The sequence below is a fragment of the Kitasatospora sp. MBT66 genome (assembly GCF_000710405.2).
In the GTDB taxonomy this organism is placed as follows: domain Bacteria; phylum Actinomycetota; class Actinomycetes; order Streptomycetales; family Streptomycetaceae; genus Kitasatospora; species Kitasatospora purpeofusca.
In genome coordinates, this window is record NZ_JAIY01000003.1 from 510341 (window position 1) to 532822 (window position 22482).

Genomic DNA, 22482 nt, shown 5'->3' on the forward strand with positions numbered 1-22482 from the left:
GCACCGCCGAACCCGGCGCGATCGCCCGGCTCACCGAGCTCGCCGCCTACCTGGCCCTGCGCCCCGGCGCCGACCGCGCCGCCCTCGACCACGACCTGCACCCCGGCGCGGCCCACCTCGACCCGCACCCCACCGCCGCCGACGCCCGCAACCCGCTGGCCGACAAGCTCACCGACCTGGCGGCCTGGCTGGGCACCGCCTCGGACGGCCGCCCCCTGCTGGTCACCGGCCAGGCCGAGGGCTGCACCTTCGCCCCGGCCGTCACCTGCGACTGGGACGAGTTCCGCAGCCTCTACCGGCGCGGCATGCGCAGCACCAGCGCCACCGCCGACGCGGCCCTCGCCCACGCCCTCGCCCTGGTCCGCGGTGCCCCGTTCGCGGAGGCCCCGCCCGCCTCGTACGGCTGGGCCGAGGCCGAACGGCAGGACATGATCGCCGCGATCGTCGACACCGCCCACGAACTCGCCGCCCGCCGCCTCCAGTACGGCGACCACCGCAGCGCCGAGGCCGCCGTCTTCCGCGGCCTCGCCGTCGCCCCGGACGTCGAACTCCTCCACCGCGACCTGTTCTACGCCTACGCCTCCGCCGGCGCCCGCGACCAACTCCTGCGCGCCGTCAACCGCCTCGACGCCCTCAGCCGCCGAACCGGCCGCGAACTCGACGCCGACACCATCGCCCTCCTCCGCGACCTCCTCGCCGGCTCCTGACCCACCGACCCACCAGCACCCCCGCCCCGCCCCGCCCGGCCCGCGCGCCGAGCGGGGCGCGGCGCGTCCTGCCCCGTTCCGGTTGCCTCATGGGGCAGGGAACGGCCGGCTGTCACAGCGGTCTGATGGGATCTCCGTATGACTGACTGGTCGCAACTCAGCCACGCCTACGGCTCCGCGGAAGACATACCCGCCCTGCTCGACCGGATCGAGGCGGATCCGAGTGACGGGCACTGGAGTGCGCTCTGGTCGGCCCTCTGTCATCAGGGCAGTGTCTACTCGGCCAGCTTCGCGGCGCTTCCCCGGCTGACGGCGATCGCCGCGACCGCCGCCGACCCGAAGGAGCAGGTGAACGCCGTGCAGTTGGCAGCCGCGATCGTGGCGGGTGCGGACCAGCTGAACGAGGTCGGCGATCTCCGGGCGAAGCACGCCCAGGACATCGCCGTCCTGCTGCGCAGGGCGAACGAGCACCTGCGGACGGCTCCCGACCGGACCGACTACGTCTACCTGCTCGAAGCCGTCCTGGCCTTCGAGGGTGTACCGGTCTGGGGCGAGGAACTGGCCTGCGGACTCGTGCACGAGGAGTACCAGACCTCCTGTCCGCGCTGCGAGACCGACCTGTTCATCGCCATCGGTGAATACGGCTACTTCTCCACGAGCGGCGACTACGCCCTGCACGACGACGTCGAGAAGGCGCCCCTGCGACCGGCGGACCCGGGTGAACTGCACGGCATCGGCCTGAGCCTCCACAGCCTCGCGCTGGGCGATGGCCAGGGGGAGGTGGCCACCGCGTTGACCTACCTCTTCGGGGGCGCGCGCTGCACGGACTGCGGGGCGGACTTCGTGGTGGCCGACCGGATGGGCGAGTTCTGCTGACGGTCGCTGCTGACGTTGCCGCGGCAGGGACCGGGCGCGAAGCAGGAAGTCGGCCCGGTCGACTTCCTGCTCCGCGCCCGGCTCCAGGCCCTGTCCCGGCCTGCGGTGTCCCGGTGCGGGTCACCGTTCACCCACCCGGCCTGGCTCCGGTGTCACCCGATCTCGTAGGGTGGCGCCTATGGTGTGGTGACAGGTGCCACAGCGGGGTACGAGGCAGCAGAACGCCGCTCAGCGGCGGGGCGGGGCGGTGACCTGGAAATGGCGGAGACTACGGCGGTCCCCGGAGGTTCCGACCCCGTGACGGACGCCGGACCCGGCCCCCAGGACGCCGTACCGCCGAGGTCCGCGCGCAACGCCTACGAGGAGCACCCGCCCGGCCCGGCCGCGCTCTACGAGCCACCGGTGCCGCAGCCCGCCCCCGCGCCGCCCGCCCCAGTCCCGCAGCCCGCCCCGGGCCCGGTGGCCGGACCGCCCGCGCCGTCCACCGGATGGACCGTCACCGGCATGCCCGCCATGGGCAGCGCGCCCGTCGTCCCGGCCCCGGCCGGCGCCACGCCGCTGCCGTTCACCCTCCCCGGTGCCACCCCCGCGCACGGCCTGCCCGGCATCGGTGGCGCCCTGGGCAGCGGCCCGCGCGGTCGGATCCTGGTCGTCGAGGGCGGCTACGGCACCTCCGGCCGCCGCACCTGGGGCCGCGGCGGCCCCGCCCAGGCCCCGGTGCTGTCCGCGATGCTCGCCGCCGTCTCCCCGCAGGTGCTGCTGGCCGCCGACACCGTCGACGCCGTGCACCTGCCCGGCGCCAGCGACCCGCACACCGTGCTCGCCCACCTGCGTGCCGCCGCCCGCCACCCCGGACCGCTGCTCGTCCACCTCGGCGGGCACCTGCTCGCCGACAAGCGCGGCGGCCAGCTCCACCTCACCCTGCGCGACTCCAAGCCCGGCAGCATCCGTCAGGACGGCCTCGCCTGGCAGTCGATCGCCGGCGAGCTGCGGCACCGCCCGGCCGAGTGGCAGACCCTCGTCGTCGCCGACCTGAGCGCCGACCAGAACGCCTGGTCGCTGCTCCAGGGCGACCTCGCGTCCCTCAGCGAGGGCCTGCCGCTGTGGGCGGTGGTCAGCCCCGACCCCGACCAGATCGGCACCTTCACCCGCGCCCTGATCGAGGCCCTGCACGGCGGCCGCCCGGGCGGCGAGGCCGTCCTCGCACCGGAACAACTGCGCCACCAGGTCTACTCGGTGCTCCGCCCGGACGTGATCGTGGTCAGCACGCACGCCCCGGACCGCCCGTTCTTCCGCAACACGGCGCGGCGCGGCGAGGGGGCGCCGACCGAGTTCGCCCCGTACGAGGCCCCGAGCCCGGCAGCCGTGCTGCCCCGCCCGGCCGCGCCGGACGAGGTCACCTGGGACGACCGGCCGTGGGGCGAGTCGCCCCGGGAGGCCGCCGTCGCGCAGGACGCGGTGCCGGGGCCCCGTCCGGCCGTCACCCTGGACAAGCCGTCCGTCGCTGCCGCTGCCCCGGCCGCTGCCGCACCCGTGCGGGCGTCCGACGGGCGCGTGAACCTGCTCAAGCCGGGCGTACCGCCCACCCCGCCGCTCCCGCCGTACCCGGTCGACCTGCGGAAGGCCGGCGCCTGGCAGCCGGCGGCGGAGCCCGAGCCCGAGATCGTGCCCGTGCCTGAGGTCGTGCCCGTCGCCGAGGTGGTGCCCGTGCCCGAGGCCGAGGTCGCGTCCGAGCCCGTCGCCGAGGTCGTGCCCGATCCCGAGCCCGTCGAGGAATCGGAACCGACCGACGCCGCCCCGGCGGACGCGCCGCCCAGCGACGCCGAGCCCGAGGACGCCCCCGCGGCCTCCCCCGAGGAGCCTGCGTCCGAGGCCGAGGCCGAGCCCGAAGCTGTCGAGCGCGAAGCTGTCGAGCCCGCCCCGTCGGACGCCACCCCCTCCCCGGACCACACCCAGCCCCGCGCCGACTACCGCGAGGTCATCGGCCGGATCGTCCGCAGCGCCGACGCCGGCGACCACGCGGCCGCCACCGACCTGGCCTTCGCCCTGGAACTGGAGGCGATCGCCGAGCACGGCCCGGTGTCCGCAACCGTCCTGCAGGTCCGTCAGGTCCGCGCCCACGTGTCCCGGCTCGCCGGCCGGACGGCCGAGGCCGCCGGGATCTACCGCGAGGTCGCCCTGACCCTGCTGCGCAGCGAGGGCCCCGAGCACCCGGAGACCCAGCACGCGGCGACCAACGCGGAGGCCTGCTGGCGGGCGATCCCGGACCGCGAGGAGGCCCTGCGGATCGCCCCGGAGATCATCGAACTGCGCGCCTACCTCCCGGGCCCCGACGGCCGCAAGCTCCGCGCCGCCGAACGCCACCTCGCCGCCCTCGCCGCCACCGCCACCGGCGCCGACCCCGCCTGACCGGCGATGGGCTTCTGGTCGACGTGGCGGGAGAACCGCCGCTCCCTCAAGGGTTCGCTGCGGACGGGTGAGCCCTGGCCGGAGGCGGACCTGTCGGAGTTCGTCGCGGCGATCGAGGCGTCGGGCCTCTTCGAGTCGGTGGAGGTGGCGCCGGTCGACCCGCCGCGACTCGTCGACCTCTACTTGGAGGCACCCACCGGCCACTCCTTCGTCGTCATGGTCGCGGACGGCTCCGACTCCTGCCGGATCATCTGCGACGCCTACGTCTTCGACTGGGTTCCGACGTGCCTGGCGCTGGAGTTCCTCCGGACCGTCATGGCCGGCGAGATCGAAATGGACTTCTCGACCTCGCGCCGCTGGGTGCTGCTGGGCGTCCCACTGACCGGCGAGGGCACCTGGCGGGAGTCCCGCCGGTTCCACGACGACCTCGCCCCGTGGGAGACCCGGGCGATGGCGCGCGACCGCACACCCACGCCCTGACGGACACCGGCCGCGTCGTATGCTCGTCCGCCGTGGACGACGACGAGCTGACGAAGCTCATGACGACGCCGATGACCGACCGCAACGCCCGGACGCTGGAGCGGCTGGCCCGCCGTCGCCTCAAGCGCGACGGGGCGGCCTTCGTGGCGGACCTCGGCATCGGGCTGGCACCGCGGCACCGCTCGATGCCGGCCGGCTCCGACGCATCGGCGGCGTTCGACGAGCTCTTCGACCACCTGGTGCGCCTGCTGGCGGTGACCCGAGGTCCCGGGCATGTCGGCGAGCTGCTGCGGCTGCTCGCCGCGGGCAGGCCGGACGATCCGGAGCACGACCGCTACGTGGCCTCGGTGCTGGCGTCCTGCCAACGGCCCGCCGACCTCGCCCCGGTGTACGAGGAGGGGGTCGCCGCCTCAGAGGAGCTGCGGGCCTGCCTGCTGCACGAACTGGTGCTCCGGGGAGTCCCGGTGGCGGAGACCCCGGGCATCGCCTCGTGGGCGACCTCCCCGCACTGGCGCGACCATCCGTTGGCCGCGCTGCCGCTGGTGCCGGCGGAGCCGGAACGGGACCCGGACCTGCCGGCCTACTCGGTCGACGGCAGCAGCTGCGGGTTCCCCTACCCGGACCCGGAGGATCGCTACCCGGCACCCCGGCTCGATGCCGCTCCGGCGGCGGTGGAGACGACGACCGCCGCCACCGTTCGGGCCGTGGCGGCGGCGGTGGCGAACTGGGCCGAGCACCCGGAGGAGCCGGAGGGCCGCGTCGAGGCGCGGACCTTCGCGTACCCGGAGCCCCTGGAACCCGGCGCCCTGCCCGGCGCACTCGTCGCGCTGGGCCTGGACTGCCTGACCGACCTGGGCGAGCTGCCGGAGCCCGGGCGGAAGACCGCGTTCGGGGTGGTCCCCGTCGAAGCGGCCGAGGTCTGGCGGTTCCTGTTCGCCGCCTCCTCCACCGGCGGCGCGTACGACTCGGCCTGCTACGGCGCCTACGGACGGCTCCACGCCTGGCGCTCCTTGGCCGCCCTCGCCGGGGCGCCGCCGGACGCCCCGGCGAGCGAGGTGGAGGCCCACGTCCGGGCCTGCGCGTGGTACCGCTTCAGCGCGGACACCCCGTGGTTCCACCGGGTGGTCTGGGACCTGGGCGTACTGGCCGTCTCCCCGGACGGCCGCCGCCTGGCGGTCCTGGCAGCGACGACGACCGACTGACGGCGTGCCGGAGTGGGAAGTCGGACCGCCCGACTTCCCACTCCGACAGCAGCCCCGAGGGACCGGCCCGTGCCCCTTCGGCCCACGCTCCACGAGGTGCGGTACGAACCTGCTCAGCCGAAGCCGACCTCGGTGAAGCAGCAACCGCCGCGCTCGGCGGCGGGCAGGACCTGGCCCGGCGTGAGCCGCGGGGTCTGCCGGATGTACTGGCGGAAGCCCGACGCGCGGAACTTCAGGTCGAAGGCGTGGCCTTCGATGTGCCATTGCGACCAGTCCTGCTTGCCGTCGTCCGGCACCAGCCGGTGAATGTCGGCGATCTCCAGCTCCGGGTGCATGCCCTTGAACCCGAGGTCGCCCTCGAGGTCCCAGACCTCCTCGAAGACGAGCGTCGCAGGGGCGATCCAGAAGGAGAAGTTCTTCGCCGGCTTCACCGGGTGGACCCAGCGCACGATGTAGTCGAGGTCGAGCAGCAGCCTCGGCAGGATGTCATCCGTCTGCTGCACGTACAGACCGTGAATGGTGGCGTCGTGCCAGCCCATGTCCTCGAAGTCGGCATCGCTCCAGACGCTCTTCGAGAGACCTGATTCCTGGTGGCTGTTCATAGCTTTATCCAACCAGGGCGGTTTGTCCCCAGCTCGTACGGGGTGGGCGGTGCACGTTCTCGCCGAGCGCGGGCCGACGTGCTGGTGGGAAGTCGGACCGGCCGACTTCCCACTCCGACCTCCGGGCAGGCCGGTTCTGTGAAGCAATGAGGTGTCGGCAGCCCCGCCCGGTCAGTCGGTGCCTTCGACGATGCGGAAGTCACGCTCGTAGCCGTCGGGGAGGGCCGCCAGTGCCTTCCGGTATTCCTCGCTCTCGTAAGCCGCGACGGCCTGGTCGAAGCTGTCGAACTCGACCAGAACGGCACGCTGCGTGATTCCGGCCTCGTGGGCGAGGACCCGACTGCCGCGGGACAGGACGCGCCCGCCGGCGGCCAGGACGGCCGGGCGGGCCAGTTTGTCGTAGGCGGTCAGCCCCTCCGGGTCGGAGATGGCGGGGTAGACACTGACCCAATAGCCCTTGGCCACGGAAACCTCCTGTGTTCGGCCGGACACGTCCGACTCGTCATATCCGCAGGCTAGGGCTTGATGTGCGGCCGAGGGAAAGACCGGTTCGGGATAGCCTCAGAACGGATCGTTATCAATCGGCGGGGAGGCCACGTTGGCGCCGGACACCGTGAGCCTGCGCTACTTCCTGGTGCTGGCGCAGGAGTTGAACTTCACCCGCGCGGCCGTACGGATCGGTGTCGCACAGCCCGCGCTCAGCGCCCGGATGCGCCGGCTGGAGGCGGAACTCGGTACGGCCCTGCTGGTCCGCAACACGCGCAGCGTCGAACTGACCGCCGCCGGTGCGGCGTTGGCGGATTCCGCCCCGCCCGCGCTGGCGGCGCTGGACCGGGCGTGGGACACCGCCCGGAGCGCGGCGGCCGGTGAACTGGGCGCGCTGCGCATCGGATACAGCCTCAGCACCGGGGCCGGGACAACACCGGCCCTGGTGGACAGGCTGATTCGCGGCAACAGCGGACTCCAGGTCGAGGCCGTCCCGATGGCGACACCGGAGATCTCCCCCGCGGTCGCCGACGGCCGCATCGACGCCGGGATCACCCGCGGTGAACAGCCGGGCAGTGGAGTGCGCCGGGTGCTGCTGCGGCGGGTGCGGGTCGGGGTCCAGCTGGCGCAGCACCATCCGCTGGCCGGACGCCAGGAGATCGAGATCGCCGACGCGGCCGCGTATCCGCTGCGACTCCCGGCCCGCTCGGCCAACCCCGTGGTCCACGACCAGCTGTCCGCACTGTTCCGGGACACTCGGCCGCACCCCCGGTTCCACACGCCGGCGGTCTCCTTCGACATGTCCCAGCGCGACCTGCGCGACGGGGTCACCCTCGCCCCGGCCGGCGAGGCCGCGGCCGCGGTACAGCCGGACGGTCTCACCTGGCGGCCACTGCGGGGCGCGCCCGGGCTGACGATCCACCTGGTCCTCCCGCAGGAGCAGTCGCCGCTGCATCGTCGCCTCCTCGCCGTCGCCAAAGCCCTGGCGCACGAGCTGCACTGGCCGCCGGACTGACACGCCAGGGGCCGAGCGGGACCCGTGGAGCTTTCAGCGGTCGCCCGCCGGGGCGAAGGGCCCGGCCAGGGCCGCCCACTGCAGCAGCAGGATCGTCTTCCCGTCGGTGATGCGTCCGTCGCGGGTCATGGCGAGGGCCTGGGCGAAGGGCAGTTCGAGGACCTCGATGTCCTCGCCCTCCTCCTCGACCCCGCCGCCGGGTCCGGTCCGGTCCGCCGGTGTGTAGGGGGCGGCGAAGAAGTGGAGGCGTTCGGTGACGGAGCCGGGGCTCATGTAGGCGTCGAGGACGTGGGTGAGCGGTCCGAGGGTGACGCCGAGCTCCTCGGCGCTCTCACGTCGGACGGCGGCGGGCGGGTCGTCCGCGTCGAGCAGGCCCGCGGCGGCTTCGACGAGCATGCCGTCGGGGTGGTCGTTGACGTAGGCCGGGTAGCGGAACTGGCGGGTCAGCAGCACGCAGCCTCGTCCGGTGTCGTAGGGCAGGACGACGGCGCCGTTGCCGCGGTCGTAGGTCTCGCGCTGCTGGGTCTCCCACCGTCCGTCGCGGCGGCGGTAGTCGAAGGTGGTGCGCCGCAGGACGTGCCACCCCTGGGAGGTGAGCTCGACGTCGCGGACCCGGACGTCGGGGTTGCGGCTCAGGCCGTGCCCGGCCCGGTCGAGGCCGGTGCGGCCGCGGTGGTCGGGGGTGTCGAGGCCGGGGCGGCCGGCGGCGATGTCCTGGTCGGGACCGGCGGTCGGGACGCGCATGGGCTTGTCGGTCATGGAGCGCTACGATACATGCAGAAACGTGCAAGAACAGGAGAGAATGCGGATGCTGGCTGCTGAACGGCGCGAACACCTGCTGGGCCTGCTGGCCCGTGAGGGCAAGATCGTCGCCAAGGACGTCGCCGCCGAGCTGGGGATCTCCGAGGACAGCGTGCGGCGCGACCTGCGCGACCTCGCCGCCGACGGACTGTGTCAGCGGGTCTACGGCGGCGCGCTTCCCGTCTCCCCGGCGGTGGTGGACTACGCCGCCCGGCAGAGCGTGGCCCCGGACGGCAAGCGGAAGGTCGCCGCCGTGGCCGCCGCGCTGGTGCCGCCGGGCGGCACGCTGATCCTCGACGGCGGCACCACCGCCCTCGCGGTCGCCCGGGCGCTTCCGCAGGACCTGGCCTGCACCGTGATCACCCACAGCCCGACGATCGCCACGGCCCTGCTCGCCCATCCGCAGGCGGAGCTCTTCCTGCTCGGGGGCCGGATCTTCAAGCACTCGGCGGTCGCCTGCGGCGCCGCCGCCGTCGAGGCCGCGCAGCAGGTCTCCGCCGACCTCTGCCTGCTCGGCGTCACCGGCGTCCACCCCGAGGCGGGCCTGACCACCGCCGACGCCGAGGAGGCCGCGATGAAGCGTGCCCTGGCAGCCCGGGCGGCGGACACCTACATCCTCGCCTCCTCCGAGAAGATCGGCACCGCCTCGCGGTACCGCGTCCTGCCCTGGGAGAAGGTCAGCGGACTGATCACCGACGCCGACCCGCACGACGCCGTCGTCGAGCGAATCCGGGCGCTCGGAGTGGAAGTCCTGCCGGCCGACTGACAGTTGCGGGGCGACGCGGGATCACGGACCGGCCGGGGCCGGCCGGGCTGGCAGCGACGACGACCGGGTGACGAGCCGTCGGAGTGGGAAGTCGGACTGCCCGACTTCCCACTCCGGCCACGGTCCCGGCGACCCGCTCCACGGTCTGAGGGCGGCGCCGTCGGCAACTGCCTCCGCGCTGTGATCACCAGGGCGGGCGTCGTTCGAAGGCGTGCCGACTCCGGATCATGGCGTCACTGCCTGTCAGTTACTGCGGACTGCCGTCGTCGAGTCCGGCAATGACTCTGACGTCCGCTTCGGACATTCCCAGAACCTTGGCGATCTCATGGGTGAGAAGGGGCTCTGGGTTGTGTGCTCCACTGCGAAGCATGTGGATGGTGGACATCGACCGTGCGGTATCCATGGCCATCGCCCGGACCGAAATCCCGCGTTGGTCCATCAACCCCGTGAGCACCCTTGCGAACGGGTGCGGTTCCAGTTGTCCAGCCGGGGCGAGGGCAGGACCGAGGACCACCTCGCCGATCTTGGCCTGGAATCGGATCAGTCGGTCACCCGCGAATCCGACCTTCGCGACGAAGGGCAGGCTCTCGCCACTGCCGGAACCGGCCGTGCCTGGCACTGACACTTCGGTGAACGGTGAAGAGAGACCGTGGTGATCACTGTCGATCTCCAGGGGAAGACCCGGCTCGACATGGTTGATCTGCCAGTCTCGGTTCCACCAGGGAAGTTCCCGCAGCACCTCGTTGAAGAAGGGCGGCAGCACAGTGAGATCCACCGGGTCCGGAGGGCTCTCCTGGCCGCCCCAGATGATTCCGGGCCAGTACGCCAGTGCCGCGATTACGTCCGTCGTCAGCGTGCGATTGGCGATCTCCATACCCGAACTCTCCCACGAGCTGTCAGAGAGCCCCTTGCCACCGGGCAGACAATGTCTGCTGCAGCAGTAGAGCCTGTTGCGAGCGCAGATCCTTCTTTGCGACGATCATGGTCCGGCACGAAGGGATGGCAGATCACAATGAGGCACGAGCCGGAGGCGTGGTAAAGCGCCAGAACCTTCTACAGATGGCGGACCTGGGAAAACCGCCCCTACGAGGAGCGTGTCGTGCTGTTCTTGGCGCGGTCCCTCGACGAGGCCATCGAAATGGCCGAGCGGGAGTCGGCCGAGTACGCCGGGGAGGGCGGTCTCGAAGTCCTCGACATGGTGCAGGCGTACCGGATCTCCGGTGGTGACGAGGCTGTGGGCGTGGGTACGGAGGTGTTCTCCAAACTGCATGCGCTCGACCTCCCGGAGAACGCGTTTCTCGACCGCTACGACTCGGGGCCGACGCACACGCAGATCAGCGAGTGATGTTGCCGAAGCAGGACCCGGTCGGGCGGCGGCAGGCATCACGGAGTGGCGACGCCACCGCACCGGCCCCGACCGATCCCAGGGCCAGGGCGGACTGATCTCTCCGGGCCGGATCCGACGCTCCTCGTGTGACCGGCGCCGGGAACGATGGAGGGAATTCTACGGGCATTCGTCAGATCCAAGTCCGAAGAGGCGCCCTATTGCTCTGGTTACCCTTGGCTCATGGAGCAGGACCACCCCCTTGTTCGCGACGTCTATCCGGACCTCGTCGCCGAGCTGACCGCCCTCCTGGAGGGTGAAGGAGAACGCGACCTCGCCGACTGCGTGCAGAAGGTTCGCCTGGTAGGTGTGTGTGACTGCGGCGATGACTTCTGCCAGAGCATCCGGACGGCAGTTCATCCGCCGGGACAGCCGTACGGTGTCGGCCATCGATGCGTGCCGCTCCTGCCTTCGAAAGGCATGGTGGCCCTGGACGTCGTGGACGGCCGGATCATGTACATCGAAGTGCTCGATCGCCCGCAGCTGCGCCCCCAGGGCGCGGAACGCTGAGGTGCATCCGGGCCGCAAGGTGCGGTGCTCCGCTTGCCGACCGGGACGCGCAGGCGCTGCGGGATGGTGAACTGATCGGGTGGGGGTCCGGTTGCCCACCCAAGGGGAAACTGACTCAGTACGTGATCCACATCCTTCACGGTGCTCCTCTGTCGACGTGCTCTGGGTCCAGGTAGCGTCAGGGCCAGGGGGATGAGATGCACTTCGACGAGAACGAGTCGCAGGCTGTTCGAGAGGAACGCTTCGCCGCAGAACGGGCCGAACGCAGAGAGGCACGCAAGACCGCGCCGCTCGACTCGCGGGGAGCCCACCTCGGCGCGGCAATCGTGACCGTCGCCCTGGTCCTCCTCGGCTGGTACGGCAAGCTGATCGCTCTGGGCATCGTCAGCGGAGTCTTTCTGCTCTGGTTCTCCGCAGCCCTCGCGTGGGCCTATGCCGATGGGGACCACGGCCGGCATGCACTCCAGCGGGCGTACAACCTCACCTTCGGATGGGGCGACGGGCTCTGAGCGCCATGCCCGTTCAGTCGCTTCTGGTTCTCACATCGCCAGGTTGGCCCCGGCCGGTGAGAACCGGTGTGCTTCTGTCGGAAGTCGGTGCTCACGCGTCGGACGGTACCTCGGTAAGGAACGCCCGGTACGGAGCGGCGAAGTGCCAGGCGGAATCCCGGATCTGGCAGGCGCGAGTCACCTGTACCGGGTCGGTGATCAGCTCCACGCCGGTCAGATCGTCGTCGGAGTCGAAGTGCAACAGGGCGACCACCCGCGAGTCGAACAGCCAGGTGTCTTCGTCGGGAAGGCTCAGGTGAGCGGCGTCGGTGCGCCAGAGGTAGCGAATGTCCTCGCCCACGGCGCTGTTCCGCCCGGAGTTGTCGAGCAGGTACCGCTGTCCCGGAGTGGGCGGGCTGTCCATGATCCTCACTCGCTCGAACCGCTTGCCGAGGGCCACCTGCTCGCGGCGCGAGAGGCACCACGGGTCCTCCAGGTCCCAGCCGGGCGCCCTTCCGGCGGCGAACCGGCGGTAGGTCTCGGTCTGTTCGTCGGACCGGTACCTGCGGCGGGTCTCCAGCCGGAAGGCCGTGTGCTCGAGGTTCTCGAACATGCCGTCGAACTCTTCGAAGCTGATCAGCATCGGCTCCCGGTCCACGTCTCGCGGGGAGTTGCTCCCCTTGCTGTCGGTCGGAGATCCAGGATGACGCGGGTGTGGCAGGCTCGGGCGCTGATTCTCGAAGATCCTCCCGACCCGTCCGGGCCGAGGCGGAGCGGAGTGGTGCGCGCCCGGCGTGCGGGGGCGGGGGAGAGGTGCGGCACGGGGCTTCGCACCGGTGTGCGCCGGTTGGTGGTGCTGCTTCGTGGTGGTGTAGATGTTCTTTGGTGTCAAGGGAGTTGGGCGTCAGTGGAGAAATGGGAGGTGGTGAGTCCCTCGGGTCGAGTGGGCTCCGGTGGTCGGGAAGGCGTTCGGAGTGCGGGGATGGAGGGGCCTTCTCGGGCCTACGCTGACGGTGCATCCGACGCGCACGGTGCGTGCTCGCGCGGATGCGGACAGTGCGACGTGAGTGTGACCGGAGACCAGGGGAGGCCGAGATGGCCGAGGTTCGGGGTGGCGGCGAGAGCGGCGACGTGAGGCCGGAGTTGGACGAGGACCTGTCGGAGGTCTCGGACTTCCTGCACGCGATCGGCCAGCAGATCAAGCTGCTGCGTGAGCAGGCGGGCCTGACGCAGAAGCAGTTCGCCAAGGAGGTCGGCTACACCGAGAGCCTGATCGGCTCGGTGGAGCAGGGGAAGCGGACGCCGCAGCGGGAGCTGCTGGAGGCGTCGGAGCGGTTGTTGGACGGCAGGGGGCTGCTGATCGCCGCCGCGGACGACATCGAGAAGGCGAAGGCGAAGGCGCGGGTGCGGCACCCGGAGTGGTTTCGGAACTACGCCACCCTTGAAGCATCAGCTCTCGAACACCACGATTGGAGTGCCTACTTGGCGCCAGGGCTTCTCCAGACGGAAGAATATGCCCGTGCGGTCTTCCGGATGCGACAGCCCTTGCTGACGGAGGAGAAGGTCGAGATCCGGGTGGCGGCTCGGATGGCGCGGCAGGAGGTTCTTGCCCGGTGGCCCCGAGCGGTCTTCAGTTGGGTGATCGACGAGAGCGTGCTGAACCGACGGCTCGGTGGTCCGGAGGTGCACCGGAGGCAGCTCGAACGGTTCCTGGAGATCGGGGAGACCCGGGGCATGACGCTTCAGGTCATGCCGATGGACCGGGCCGAGAACGCCGGTATGGATGGTTCGTTCATCCTGATCACGCCCAAGGGGCGTCCGCAGACCGGCTATATGGAGGTCCAGAGGAACGGTAGGCTCATTACCGATGCGGAGGACGTCCGGTTCCTCAATGTGCGGTACGGCACCCTCAGAGCGCAGGCGCATTCTCCGCAGGAGTCCCTGTCCTTGATCGAAAAGATGCTGGGAGAGCGATGAGCAGCGATCTGGTGTGGTTCAAGAGCAGCTACAGCGGCGGCGAGGGCGGCGCTTGCGTCGAGATCGCCGAGGCGGCGGATTCGGTCCTGGTGCGTGATTCGAAGGACAAGTCCGGTCCGCAGCTCGCCTTTTCGCCGACCGCCTGGCGTTCGTTCGTCGAGTTTGCGCAGTCGATCCGATAGCACGGTGCGGCCGTCCGCCGATCGGCGGACGGCCGCACCTACTACGCGCTACTACCGCCCCGCGACCGCGTGGACGAAGCGGCCCGCGTCGATGGTGCCGAGGCCGCTGGCGAGGTCGTAGCCCTTGGCGGCCTGGTAGCCGGTGACGGTGTCCCAGCTGTTGTCGCCGGTGGTCACGTCGCTGATGCCGCTCCACTGGTTCGGGAGCAGGTTCAGGCCGTAGAGGCGCCAGTTGAGCTGGCCGAGGCGGTGGCCGGCGAGCTGGTCGGCCAGCGCGACGATGCCGGAGAAGATCGGCGCGGCCTCGCTGGTGCCGCCGGTGAGGTGCCAGCCGGCGCGGGTGGGGTCGTAGGACTCGTAGGTCCAGGCGCCGCCGTCGACGGCCGCGCTCATGCTGATGTCCGGGGTGCCGCGGTGGTTGCCGGTGACCCTGGCGACGCCGGTCTGGTAGAGCGGCCGGTCGAACACGCCGGAGACGCCGCCGCCGCCCGCGCCGTAGGCGTCGTGCCAGACCTTGTCCGGCGCGGTGCGCTTCCCTGCGTCGTCCAGCGTCATCTGGGTGCCGCCGATGGAGGTGACCAGCGGGTCCGAGGACGGCCAGGAGTTGACCTTGTACGGGTACAGGTCCGAGCCGTTCTCCTTGGCGTCGGTGGCCCCGTTGTCGCCCGAGGAGGCGAGCACCGTGACGTCGTGCGCGGCGGCCTCCTTGAAGGCGTAGCGCAGGTCGGTGAGCGACTTGAAGTCGCCCTTGTCGAAGCCGGGGAAGGTGTTCTCGGTGGCGCCGAAGCTCTGCGAGATGACGTCGGCGCGGCCGGAGCGGATGAGCGCCTGCTCGGCGTCCATCATCTCGGGCAGGCCGGTGACGCCCTCGGTCTCGGCGACGCCGGTCTCGACCAGGATGATGTGGGCGTCCGGGGCCACGGCGTGCGCGTACTCGACGTCCAGGGTGGATTCGCCGGCCCAGCCGGTGTGGTCGGGGTTGGTCGGGTCGAAGGGCGGGACGTTGCCCCACTTGACGATCTCGACCTGGGTGTCCGGGATGCCCCACTGCTTGTCGAAGACCTCCAGGTCGTGCTGGATGGTCGGCGAGCCGAAGGAGTCGACGATGACGATGTTGCGGCCCTTGCCGGTGACGCCCTCCTTGTAGAGGGAGTTCAGGTTGTAGGCCTCGCGGTACTGGAGCGGGGAGTAGCAGTGGATGCCGAGCTGGCTGACGCAGTCCGAGGTGGACAGCGGCGCGGTCCGGCCGAGGGCGTTGACGTGGCCGGCCGAGGCGGGCCGGACGTGGACGCCGGCGGCGGTGGGCGCGCCCGCCGTGGTGCCGCCTGCGACGACGGAGCCGGTGGAGACGGTGCCGGCCGTGAGGGCGGTGGCCCCGACGGCGAGCAGGGCCAGGGCGCGGCGGAGGGTGCGGGGGCTGCCCATGGGACTCCTTGGGACGTGGGCCCGGCCGGGATCGGTCGGGTCGGTTGGGCCATCCCATCGACTGCCGCATGATCATGCCATAGTCATTTCATACTGTCGGCATGGTCGTCTCCGGCCACGGGAAAAGGTCAAGACCGTCCCAGGTGAAGGTAACCCAGCACCGGGGACGGTCTTCTGATGATCCGTCAGGCGACCTTCCGTGTCATCGCGCCCCGCCGTTGACGTACAGGGTCTGGCCGCTGACGTAGGAGGCCTCCTCGCTCGCCAGGAAGGCGACCACCGAGGCGACCTCCTCCGGCTGCCCGACCCGCCGCAGCGGCGTGCGGGCGGACACCTCGGCCTGGTGGTCCTCGGCGGTGGAGCCGACCCGCTCGGCCGTTGCGGCGGTCATCGGGGTGGCGATGTAGCCGGGGGCGACGGCGTTCACATTGATGTTGAACGGGCCCAGCTCGATCGCCAGCGTCGCGGTCAGGCCCTGGATGCCGGCCTTGGCGGCGGCGTAGTTGGCCTGGCCCCGGTTGCCCAGCGCGGAGCGCGAGCTGAGCGAGACGATCTTGCCCCACTTCTGCGCGACCATGTACTTCTGCGCCACGTGGCTGCAGTTGTAGGCGCTGGTCAGGTTGACCGTCAGGACGGCGTCCCAGTCGGCCTTGGGCATCTTGAAGAACAGGTTGTCCCGGGTGATGCCCGCGTTGTTGATCAGGATGTGCAGACCGCCGAGGTCCTCGGCGATCCGGGCGAACACCGCCTCCACGGCGTCGTAGTCGGCCACGTCGCAGCCGTACGCCCGGGCCGTGCCGCCCTTGGCGGTGATCGCCTCGGCGGTGCCGGCCGCCCGCTCGGCCGAGAGGTCGACGACGGCCACCGTCGCGCCCTCCTCGGCCAGCAGGCGCGCCGTCGCGGCGCCGATCCCCTGCGCGCCGCCGGTGACGACGGCGACCTTGCCTGCGAAACGCGTCATGGTGCTGCTCCTCGGGAGCTCAAGAGTGGAAAGGACGGAAGGAGTTCGGGCCGTCAGGCGGACTCGACCAGCACCGCCGTGCCCTGGCCGACGCCCACGCACATGGTGGCGAGGCCGCGGCGGCCGCCGGTACGGCGCATCCGGTGCAGCAGGGTGGTGAGGATCCGGGCGCCGGAGCCGCCGAGCGGGTGGCCGAGCGCGATCGCGCCGCCGGTCGGGTTGACCAGCTCGGGGTCGATCCCCAGCTGATCGACCGAGGCCAGCACCTGCGCCGCGAACGCCTCGTTCAGCTCGGCCTCCGCGACGTCCGCCAGCGTCCAGCCGGCCCGGGCGAGCACCTTGCGGGTGGCCGGCACCGGACCGATGCCCATCACGTCCGGGTGCACGCCCGCCGAGGCCCCGGCCACGTACCGGCCGAGCGGCTCCAGACCGAACTCGCCGAGCGCCTCCTCGCTGACCAGGACGAGCCCGGCCGCGCCGTCGTTCATCGGCGAGGCGTTGCCCGCCGTCACCGTGCCGTCGGGGCGGAAGGCGGGCTTGAGCCGGGCGAGCTTCTCCAGGCTGGTGTCCTCGCGGATCGACTCGTCCTGGTCGACGGTCACCCCGTCGGTCCGCTCCACCGGGATCAGCTCGGCGTCGAAGTGCCCGTCCTTGCGGGCGGCGGCGGCCCGCTGGTGGCTGCGCAGCGCGAAGGCGTCCTGCCGCTCCCGGGTGATGCCGTACCGGCCGGCCACCTCCTCGGCGGTCTCGCCCATCGAGAGCACGCCGTGGAGTTCGGCCATCCGCGGGTTGGTGAGCCGCCAGCCGAGCCGGGTGTCGAAGGTCTCGATCCGGTGCGGCAGCGCCTCGTCGGGGCGGGGCAGGACGAAGGGGGCGCGGGTCATCGACTCGCAGCCGCCGGCCAGCACCACGTCCGCCTCGCCGGAGCCGATCGCCCGGGCGGCCATGGTGACCGCCTCCAGGCCGGAGGCGCAGAGCCGGTTGACGGTGGCGCCGGGCACGCTGTCGGGCAGTCCGGCGAGCAGGACGGCCATCCGGGCCGCGTTGCGGTTGTCCTCGCCGGCCTGGTTGGCGGCGCCCCAGTAGACGTCGTCGATCCGGGCCGGGTCGAGGGCGGGCAGGTCGGCGAGCAGGGCGCGCAGCACGGTGGCCGAGAGGTCGTCCGGGCGGACCGCGGCGAGCGCTCCGCGCAGCCGGCCGATGGGTGTGCGGCGGGCCGCGGCGAAGTAGACGGGACGCACGACGGCGGATCTCCTTTTGGGAGGGGGTGAGGGTGGGTCGCCCTGGTGGGAGCGGGTGGGTCAGAAGGCGTTGACGCCGGTGAGCGCGCGCCCGATGAGCAGTTGGTGGATCTGGCTGGTGCCCTCGTAGAGGGTCATCACCCGCGCGTCGCGCAGGTACTTGCCGACGGGGTACTCGTCGATGAAGCCGTAGCCGCCGAACACCTGGAGCGCGTTGTTGGCGGCCCGCACCGCGGCCTCGCTGGCGAAGAGCTTGGCGACGGAGGACTCGGTGGCGAACGGCAGGCCGCGGTCGATGTGGTCGGCGACCTTCCAGGTGAGCAGCCGGGCGGCCTCGACGTCCACGGCGATCCCGGCGAGCAGCTGCTGCACCAGCTGGTGCGAGGCGATCGGCACGCCGAACTGCTCGCGCTCGCCCGCGTACCGGACGGCGGCTTCGAGGCAGGCCCGGGCGATGCCGACGCAGCCGGCGGCGACGGACATCCGGCCCTTGGCGAGGGCGGCCATGGCGACGGTGAAGCCCTTGCCGACCTCGCCGAGCCGGGCGCCGTCGGGCACCCGGACGCCGTCGAAGGAGAGTTCGGCGGTGGCCTGGCCGCGCAGACCGAGCTTGCCGTGGATCTCGGTGCGGGTGAAGCCGGGCAGGTCGGTGGGGACGAGGAAGGCGGTGATGCCGCGGTGGCCCGGTTCGCCGGTGCGGGCGAAGACGAGGGCGACGTCGGCCCAGGTGCCGTTGGTGATGAAGGTCTTGCCGCCGCTGAGCGACCAGTGGCCGTCGCTCTCGCGGACGGCCCGGGTGGTGAGGTTGGCGGCGTCGGATCCGGTGCCGGGCTCGGTGAGGGCGAAGCAGCCGAGCGCCTCGCCGGAGGTGAGCCGGGGCAGCCAGTGCCGCTTCTGCTCCTCGGTGCCGAAGGCGTTGACGGACTTGGCGACCAGGCCGAGCGAGACGGAGACGATGCCGCGCACGGCGGAGTCGCCGCGGCCGAGTTCCTCCAGGACGAGGCAGTAGGCGAGGTGGTCGCCGCCGCTGCCGCCGTACTCCTCGGGGAGGGTCAGCCCGAGGAAGCCGAGCTTGCCGAGCCGGCCGATGATCGCGCGGTCGACCGACTCGGCGCGGTCCCAGGCGGCGGCGTGCGGGGCGATCTCGCGGTCCGTGAAGGAGGCCGCGAGCTCGCGGACGGCGGCCTGTTCCTCGGAGAGCTCCAGATCCATGGCGAGCGACCAATCCGGTTAAACTAGCGCTGCAAGTTTTACCGGGACTGTAGCCCCGGGCGGGGCCTCCTGGGAAGGGGGACCTGTCAGAATCGGGCCCGCCCCGTACCGAACCCACCCGACCGGACGTACCGGGCGGGTCGGACACACCTGCCGGGCCGGACGAACCCGCCCGACCGCGAACACCCACCGGAGGAGCCGCGCCGATGCCCCGCCCGCGCACCCCCCTGCTCAACCGCGAGCGCATCGTCGGCGCCGCGCTGCGCCTGGTCGACGAGGAGGGCCTGGCCGCGCTCTCCACCCGCCGCCTGGCCGGCGAGCTCTCGGTGAGCGGACCGTCCCTCTACAACCACTTCGCCACCAAGGACGAACTGCTGGACGCCGTCGTGGACGGGGTGATCGGGGAGGTCGACCTGTCGATGTTCGGCACCGGCGCGCCCTGGCCGGAGGCCCTGCGGGACTGGGCCCGCTCCTACCGGGCCGCGCTCGCCGCCCACCCCAACATCGTCCCGGTACTGGCCCAGGGTCCCGGGCGCCGGCCGAACGCGCTGCGGCTGGCCGACGCCGTCTTCGGCTGCCTGGTCGAGGCGGGCTGGCCGCGCGGGCAGGCGACCAGGATCGGCGCGCTGATGCGCTACTTCGTCACCGGCTCCGCCCTGGCCTCCTTCGCGGCCGGCTTCCCGGAGGACGCCGGGCTGTACGACGCGGCCGACTACCCCCACCTCGGCGAGGCGCACCGGCTGGCCGAGCACCGGGCGGCCGTGGACGAGGGCGCGTTCGAGACCGGGCTGGAGGCGCTGCTCGACGGGCTGGTGCTGCGCTTCGAACGGCTGGGGCAGGCCGGCCACCAGGGTTCGCCCTCCGCCCAGCAGGGCTCGCGGGCCGGCGGCCAACGGCTTGAGCAGCCCGCTCACCAGGGCTCGCGCGCCACGAACGCCGGTCGCAGCTCGGGGTCCACCGGGTCGTAGTACCGGTGGTAGACGGGCGTCAGCCCGCCCGAGACCGGCGGCACGATCCAGCTCCAGTCGGCGGGCGTCGGCCGCCCGAGCCGCTTCTCCTGCGCGATGTGCTTGAGGAAGCGCTCCGACTCGGTGTGGTGGTCGGCCATGGTCACCCCGGCCTCCTGGAAGGAGTGCAGCACCGCGACGTTCAGCTCCACCAGCGCGCGGTCCCGCCAGAGCGTGCGCTCGTGGGAGGTGTCCAGGCCGAGCCGTTCGGCGACGGTGGCCAGCATCGCGTAGCGGTCGACGTCGGCCAGGTTGCGGGCGCCGATCTCGGTGCCCATGTACCACCCGTTGAACGGCGCGGTCGGGTAGCGGACGCCGCCGATCTCCAGCGTCATGTCACTGATCGCCGGTACCGCGTACCAGCGCAGGCCGAGCTCGGCGAACCACGGGTGCTCGGGGTGCGAGAGCCGGACCTCCAGGGTGGTGTCCTCCGGCAGTTCGTACCATTCGGGCCGCTCGCCGGGCCGCTCCTGGACGAGCAGCGGCAGCACCTCGAACGGCTCCTCGCCGCACTTCCAGCCGAGGTCGCGGGCCCGGGCGGCGAGCTGCGCGCCGGCCGGGTCGCCGGTCCAGCCGCCGTCCGGGGCGGGGTGCCCGGCGTAGCGGATCAGCTGCTGGTTGACGATCCGGGCGGCCGGACGGCCCGGGCGGTCGGGGGCGAACACGGAGACCACGGGGCGGATCCGCCCGCCGTTGGTGGCGGTGCGCAGGTGGTCGAAGCACTCGGCGGCGATGTCGTCGGCGGATGAGAGGTGGCGCAGGTCGCGCACCACCAGGCTGCGCCAGTACAGCCGGCCGATGCAGCGGGCGGCGTTGCGCCAGGCGAGCCGGGCGCCGTGGGCGAGTTCGGCGGGGGTGTGCTCGTAGGTGCCGGTGCGGTCGATCTCGTCGAGCACGGCGCGGACCCGGGCGGCGCTGTCGCCGGCGCCGGGTTGCTCGCGGTGGAACTGCCGGACGAACTCGGCCGCCTGCCGGGGGTCGGTGAAGTGGTCCTCGTCGGCCGGTTCCGGGGCGGCGGTGCCCGGGGGATCCTCCGGTACCAGGTGGCCGTGGACGTGGCCGTGCGAGTAGGGGCAGGCGCCGACGGGTGCGGCGGCGGCGCGGCGCGGACCGCGGTCGGTCCGGTCGCCGCGGTCACCGCGGTCACCGCGAATGCTGCGGGTGCGTAGCCGGTCGAAGATCAAGGACATCCCTCCTGCGGGACAGGAAACCGGAGGTGCCCGGCCCACCGCAGAGAGTGAACGATTCAGCCCCCGCCCCCGGCGTCCAAGCGCTAGGGTGCGGGGGCTGATCAGAGGGACGGGGTCAGCCCATGTCCTCCAGCCGGACGCCCTTGGTCTCCTTCATGAACCTCGCCACGAAGACGATCGACAGCGCCGCGAACACTGCGTACGCCAGGTAGGTCGCGGAGAGGCTCCAGCGCGAGAGCGCCGGGAACGAGACGGTGATCGCCCAGTTGGCGATCCACTGCGCGGAGGCGGCCACCGAGAGCGCGGCGGCGCGGATCCGGTTGGGGAACATCTCGCCCAGCATCACCCAGACCACCACGCCCCAGGAGAGCGCGAAGAACAGCACGAAGGCGTTGGCGGCGATCAGCGCCACGGTGCCCTGGAGGTCGGGCAGGGTGACGTCGTCCCCGCTGCCGGTGGCGGAGGAGAACGCCCAGGCGCAGGCGCCCAGGGCGACGGCCATGCCGGCCGAGCCGATCAGGGCGAGCGGCTTGCGGCCGATCCGGTCGACCAGCAGGATCGCGATCACGGTGCCGAGGATGTTGATGACCGAGCCGATGAAGCTGATCAGCAGCGAGTTCGACTGGTCGATGCCGACGGACTGCCAGAGGATCGACGAGTAGTAGAAGATCACGTTGATGCCGACGAGCTGCTGGAAGACCGACAGGCCGATGCCGACCCAGACGATCGGCAGCAGGCCGAACCGGCCGCCGAGCAGGTCGCGGAAGCGCGGGCGGTGGTCGGAGTCGATCAGGCCGCGGATCTCGGCGATCCGGGCCTCGGTGTCGGAGTCCCGGCCCTCGATGTCGGCGAGCACGGCGCGGGCCTCGTCGAGGCGGTCGGCGGCGATCAGGAAGCGCGGCGACTCGGGGATGGTCGAGGCCAGCGCGAAGTAGACGGCGGCCGGCACGACGCAGATGCCGAGCATCCACTGCCAGGCCTCCAGGCCGAGCAGGTGGCCGCGGGTGTCGCCGCCGGCGGCGTCCGCCAGCAGCCAGTTGACCAGCTGCGAGATCGCGATGCCGAGCACGATCGCCGCCTGCTGGAAGGAGGCGAGCCGGCCCCGGTACTTGGTCGGCGCCACCTCGGCGATGTAGGTCGGGGCGATCACCGAGGCGATGCCGATGGCCGCCCCGCCGAGGACCCGCCAGCAGGCGAGGTCCCAGGCGGAGAACGGCAGCATCGAGCCGATCGCGCTGACCGCGAAGAGCAGCGCCCCGGCCTTCATCACGGTGATCCGGCCGTAGCGGTCGGCGAACCGGCCGGCCAGGGCGGCGCCGACGGCCGAGCCCAGCAGCGCGGAGGAGACGATCAGGCCGGTCACGCCGTCGCCGACGCCGAACTTCTCCTGGATGCCGGAGACCGCGCCGTTGATCACGGAGCTGTCGTAGCCGAACAGGAAGCCGCCGAGGGCCGCGGCGGCGGTGATGAAGACGACGAAGCCGAGCCGGCCGGACGGTGCCGGCCCGGTCTCCGCCTCCGAGGGCCCCGAGGGCTCCACGGACTGCTGGGTGACGCTCAC

Annotated in this window: 24 protein-coding genes; 13 read left to right on the top strand and 11 right to left on the bottom strand. The window is 72.1% G+C overall.

Translation table 11 applies throughout. The annotated features are described in order from the left end of the window. From BI06_RS04215 to BI06_RS04235, 5 genes are all read left to right on the top strand, one after another. Positions 1-707: bacterial transcriptional activator domain-containing protein (locus BI06_RS04215; RefSeq protein WP_043465134.1), on the top strand; the 707-nt coding region annotated here is incomplete at its 5' end. A gap of 138 nt (positions 708-845) precedes the next feature. Next, a complete protein-coding gene (locus tag BI06_RS04220; RefSeq protein WP_043465138.1) occupies positions 846-1583 on the top strand; it encodes a hypothetical protein in 738 nt (245 codons plus the stop codon). Between the two features lie 297 nt (positions 1584-1880). Next, positions 1881-3992, top strand: a complete 2112-nt coding sequence (locus BI06_RS50280) for a hypothetical protein (RefSeq protein WP_043465140.1) — start codon at positions 1881-1883, stop codon at positions 3990-3992. 6 nt (positions 3993-3998) lie between these two features. Beyond that, a complete protein-coding gene (locus BI06_RS04230) occupies positions 3999-4472 on the top strand; it encodes a hypothetical protein (protein ID WP_030392095.1) in 474 nt (157 codons plus the stop codon). 32 nt (positions 4473-4504) lie between these two features. Then, positions 4505-5674: a DUF6183 family protein gene (locus BI06_RS04235; RefSeq protein ID WP_233289998.1), complete on the top strand. Its 1170-nt coding sequence runs from the start codon at positions 4505-4507 to the stop codon at positions 5672-5674. Between the two features lie 113 nt (positions 5675-5787). On the opposite strand, the gene BI06_RS04240 is transcribed toward BI06_RS04235, so the two are convergent. Both BI06_RS04240 and BI06_RS04245 read right to left on the bottom strand, forming a co-directional pair. Beyond that, on the bottom strand, positions 5788-6276 hold the full coding sequence (locus BI06_RS04240; protein WP_043465143.1) for a hypothetical protein: 489 nt from the start codon (positions 6274-6276) through the stop codon (positions 5788-5790). 171 nt (positions 6277-6447) lie between these two features. Then, entirely contained in the window at positions 6448-6741 is a 294-nt protein-coding gene (locus tag BI06_RS04245) for a DUF1330 domain-containing protein (protein WP_030392098.1), read from the bottom strand. A gap of 133 nt (positions 6742-6874) precedes the next feature. Between BI06_RS04245 and BI06_RS04250 the strand changes: the two genes are divergently transcribed. Continuing rightward, a complete protein-coding gene (locus tag BI06_RS04250; RefSeq protein WP_043465146.1) occupies positions 6875-7777 on the top strand; it encodes a LysR family transcriptional regulator in 903 nt (300 codons plus the stop codon). Between the two features lie 33 nt (positions 7778-7810). Here BI06_RS04250 and BI06_RS04255 read toward each other — a convergent pair whose 3' ends face one another. Next, positions 7811-8521 (bottom strand): NUDIX domain-containing protein, encoded by a 711-nt coding sequence (locus BI06_RS04255; protein WP_051740355.1) that lies wholly within the window; start codon positions 8519-8521, stop codon positions 7811-7813. A gap of 64 nt (positions 8522-8585) precedes the next feature. Between BI06_RS04255 and BI06_RS04260 the strand changes: the two genes are divergently transcribed. Beyond that, positions 8586-9344: a DeoR/GlpR family DNA-binding transcription regulator gene (locus tag BI06_RS04260; RefSeq protein ID WP_043465150.1), complete on the top strand. Its 759-nt coding sequence runs from the start codon at positions 8586-8588 to the stop codon at positions 9342-9344. 247 nt (positions 9345-9591) lie between these two features. Here the strand turns inward: BI06_RS04260 and BI06_RS04265 are convergent, their stop codons facing one another. Further along, positions 9592-10218, bottom strand: coding sequence for a helix-turn-helix domain-containing protein (locus BI06_RS04265; RefSeq protein WP_043465154.1), 627 nt, complete (start codon positions 10216-10218; stop codon positions 9592-9594). 225 nt (positions 10219-10443) lie between these two features. On the opposite strand from BI06_RS04265, the gene BI06_RS04270 reads away from it, so the two are divergent. From BI06_RS04270 to BI06_RS04280, 3 genes are all read left to right on the top strand, one after another. Further along, positions 10444-10689, top strand: a complete 246-nt coding sequence (locus BI06_RS04270) for a hypothetical protein (RefSeq protein WP_051740213.1) — start codon at positions 10444-10446, stop codon at positions 10687-10689. A 222-nt stretch (positions 10690-10911) separates the two neighbouring features. Then, positions 10912-11238 carry a hypothetical protein gene (locus BI06_RS04275; protein WP_043465156.1) on the top strand — a complete coding sequence of 109 codons (327 nt, stop codon included), beginning with the start codon at positions 10912-10914 and terminating at the stop codon, positions 11236-11238. 197 nt (positions 11239-11435) lie between these two features. Then, positions 11436-11747 carry a hypothetical protein gene (locus tag BI06_RS04280; protein WP_043465159.1) on the top strand — a complete coding sequence of 104 codons (312 nt, stop codon included), beginning with the start codon at positions 11436-11438 and terminating at the stop codon, positions 11745-11747. A gap of 91 nt (positions 11748-11838) precedes the next feature. Here BI06_RS04280 and BI06_RS04285 read toward each other — a convergent pair whose 3' ends face one another. Next, positions 11839-12369 (bottom strand): DUF6879 family protein, encoded by a 531-nt coding sequence (locus tag BI06_RS04285; protein ID WP_051740356.1) that lies wholly within the window; start codon positions 12367-12369, stop codon positions 11839-11841. 452 nt (positions 12370-12821) lie between these two features. Here BI06_RS04285 and BI06_RS04290 point away from each other — a divergent pair, with 452 nt between their 5' ends. Both BI06_RS04290 and BI06_RS04295 read left to right on the top strand, forming a co-directional pair. Beyond that, positions 12822-13703 (top strand): helix-turn-helix transcriptional regulator, encoded by an 882-nt coding sequence (locus tag BI06_RS04290; RefSeq protein ID WP_043465165.1) that lies wholly within the window; start codon positions 12822-12824, stop codon positions 13701-13703. Beyond that, positions 13700-13885, top strand: coding sequence for a DUF397 domain-containing protein (locus tag BI06_RS04295; RefSeq protein WP_043465168.1), 186 nt, complete (start codon positions 13700-13702; stop codon positions 13883-13885). Before BI06_RS04290 ends, BI06_RS04295 begins: the two co-directional genes overlap by 4 nt. A gap of 51 nt (positions 13886-13936) precedes the next feature. Here the strand turns inward: BI06_RS04295 and BI06_RS04300 are convergent, their stop codons facing one another. The 4 genes from BI06_RS04300 to BI06_RS04315 form a co-directional block, all read right to left on the bottom strand. Continuing rightward, positions 13937-15310, bottom strand: a complete 1374-nt coding sequence (locus tag BI06_RS04300) for a S8 family serine peptidase (protein ID WP_043465171.1) — start codon at positions 15308-15310, stop codon at positions 13937-13939. A gap of 202 nt (positions 15311-15512) precedes the next feature. Then, positions 15513-16271 carry a beta-ketoacyl-ACP reductase gene (locus BI06_RS04305; RefSeq protein WP_030392109.1) on the bottom strand — a complete coding sequence of 253 codons (759 nt, stop codon included), beginning with the start codon at positions 16269-16271 and terminating at the stop codon, positions 15513-15515. Positions 16272-16324: 53 nt separating this feature from the next. Further along, positions 16325-17512 carry an acetyl-CoA C-acyltransferase gene (locus BI06_RS04310; protein ID WP_043465173.1) on the bottom strand — a complete coding sequence of 396 codons (1188 nt, stop codon included), beginning with the start codon at positions 17510-17512 and terminating at the stop codon, positions 16325-16327. Between the two features lie 60 nt (positions 17513-17572). Then, the gene (locus tag BI06_RS04315; protein ID WP_030392111.1) at positions 17573-18724 is read right to left on the bottom strand and encodes an acyl-CoA dehydrogenase family protein; all 1152 of its coding nucleotides are present in this window, start codon (positions 18722-18724) and stop codon (positions 17573-17575) included. A 206-nt stretch (positions 18725-18930) separates the two neighbouring features. Here BI06_RS04315 and BI06_RS04320 point away from each other — a divergent pair, with 206 nt between their 5' ends. Continuing rightward, positions 18931-19692 (top strand): TetR/AcrR family transcriptional regulator, encoded by a 762-nt coding sequence (locus BI06_RS04320; protein ID WP_078879680.1) that lies wholly within the window; start codon positions 18931-18933, stop codon positions 19690-19692. Here BI06_RS04320 and BI06_RS04325 read toward each other — a convergent pair. Continuing rightward, a complete protein-coding gene (locus BI06_RS04325; RefSeq protein WP_233289999.1) occupies positions 19635-20921 on the bottom strand; it encodes a nitric oxide synthase oxygenase in 1287 nt (428 codons plus the stop codon). The genes BI06_RS04320 and BI06_RS04325 overlap by 58 nt on opposite strands. A gap of 115 nt (positions 20922-21036) precedes the next feature. Then, a complete protein-coding gene (locus BI06_RS04330; protein ID WP_082558250.1) occupies positions 21037-22482 on the bottom strand; it encodes a sugar porter family MFS transporter in 1446 nt (481 codons plus the stop codon).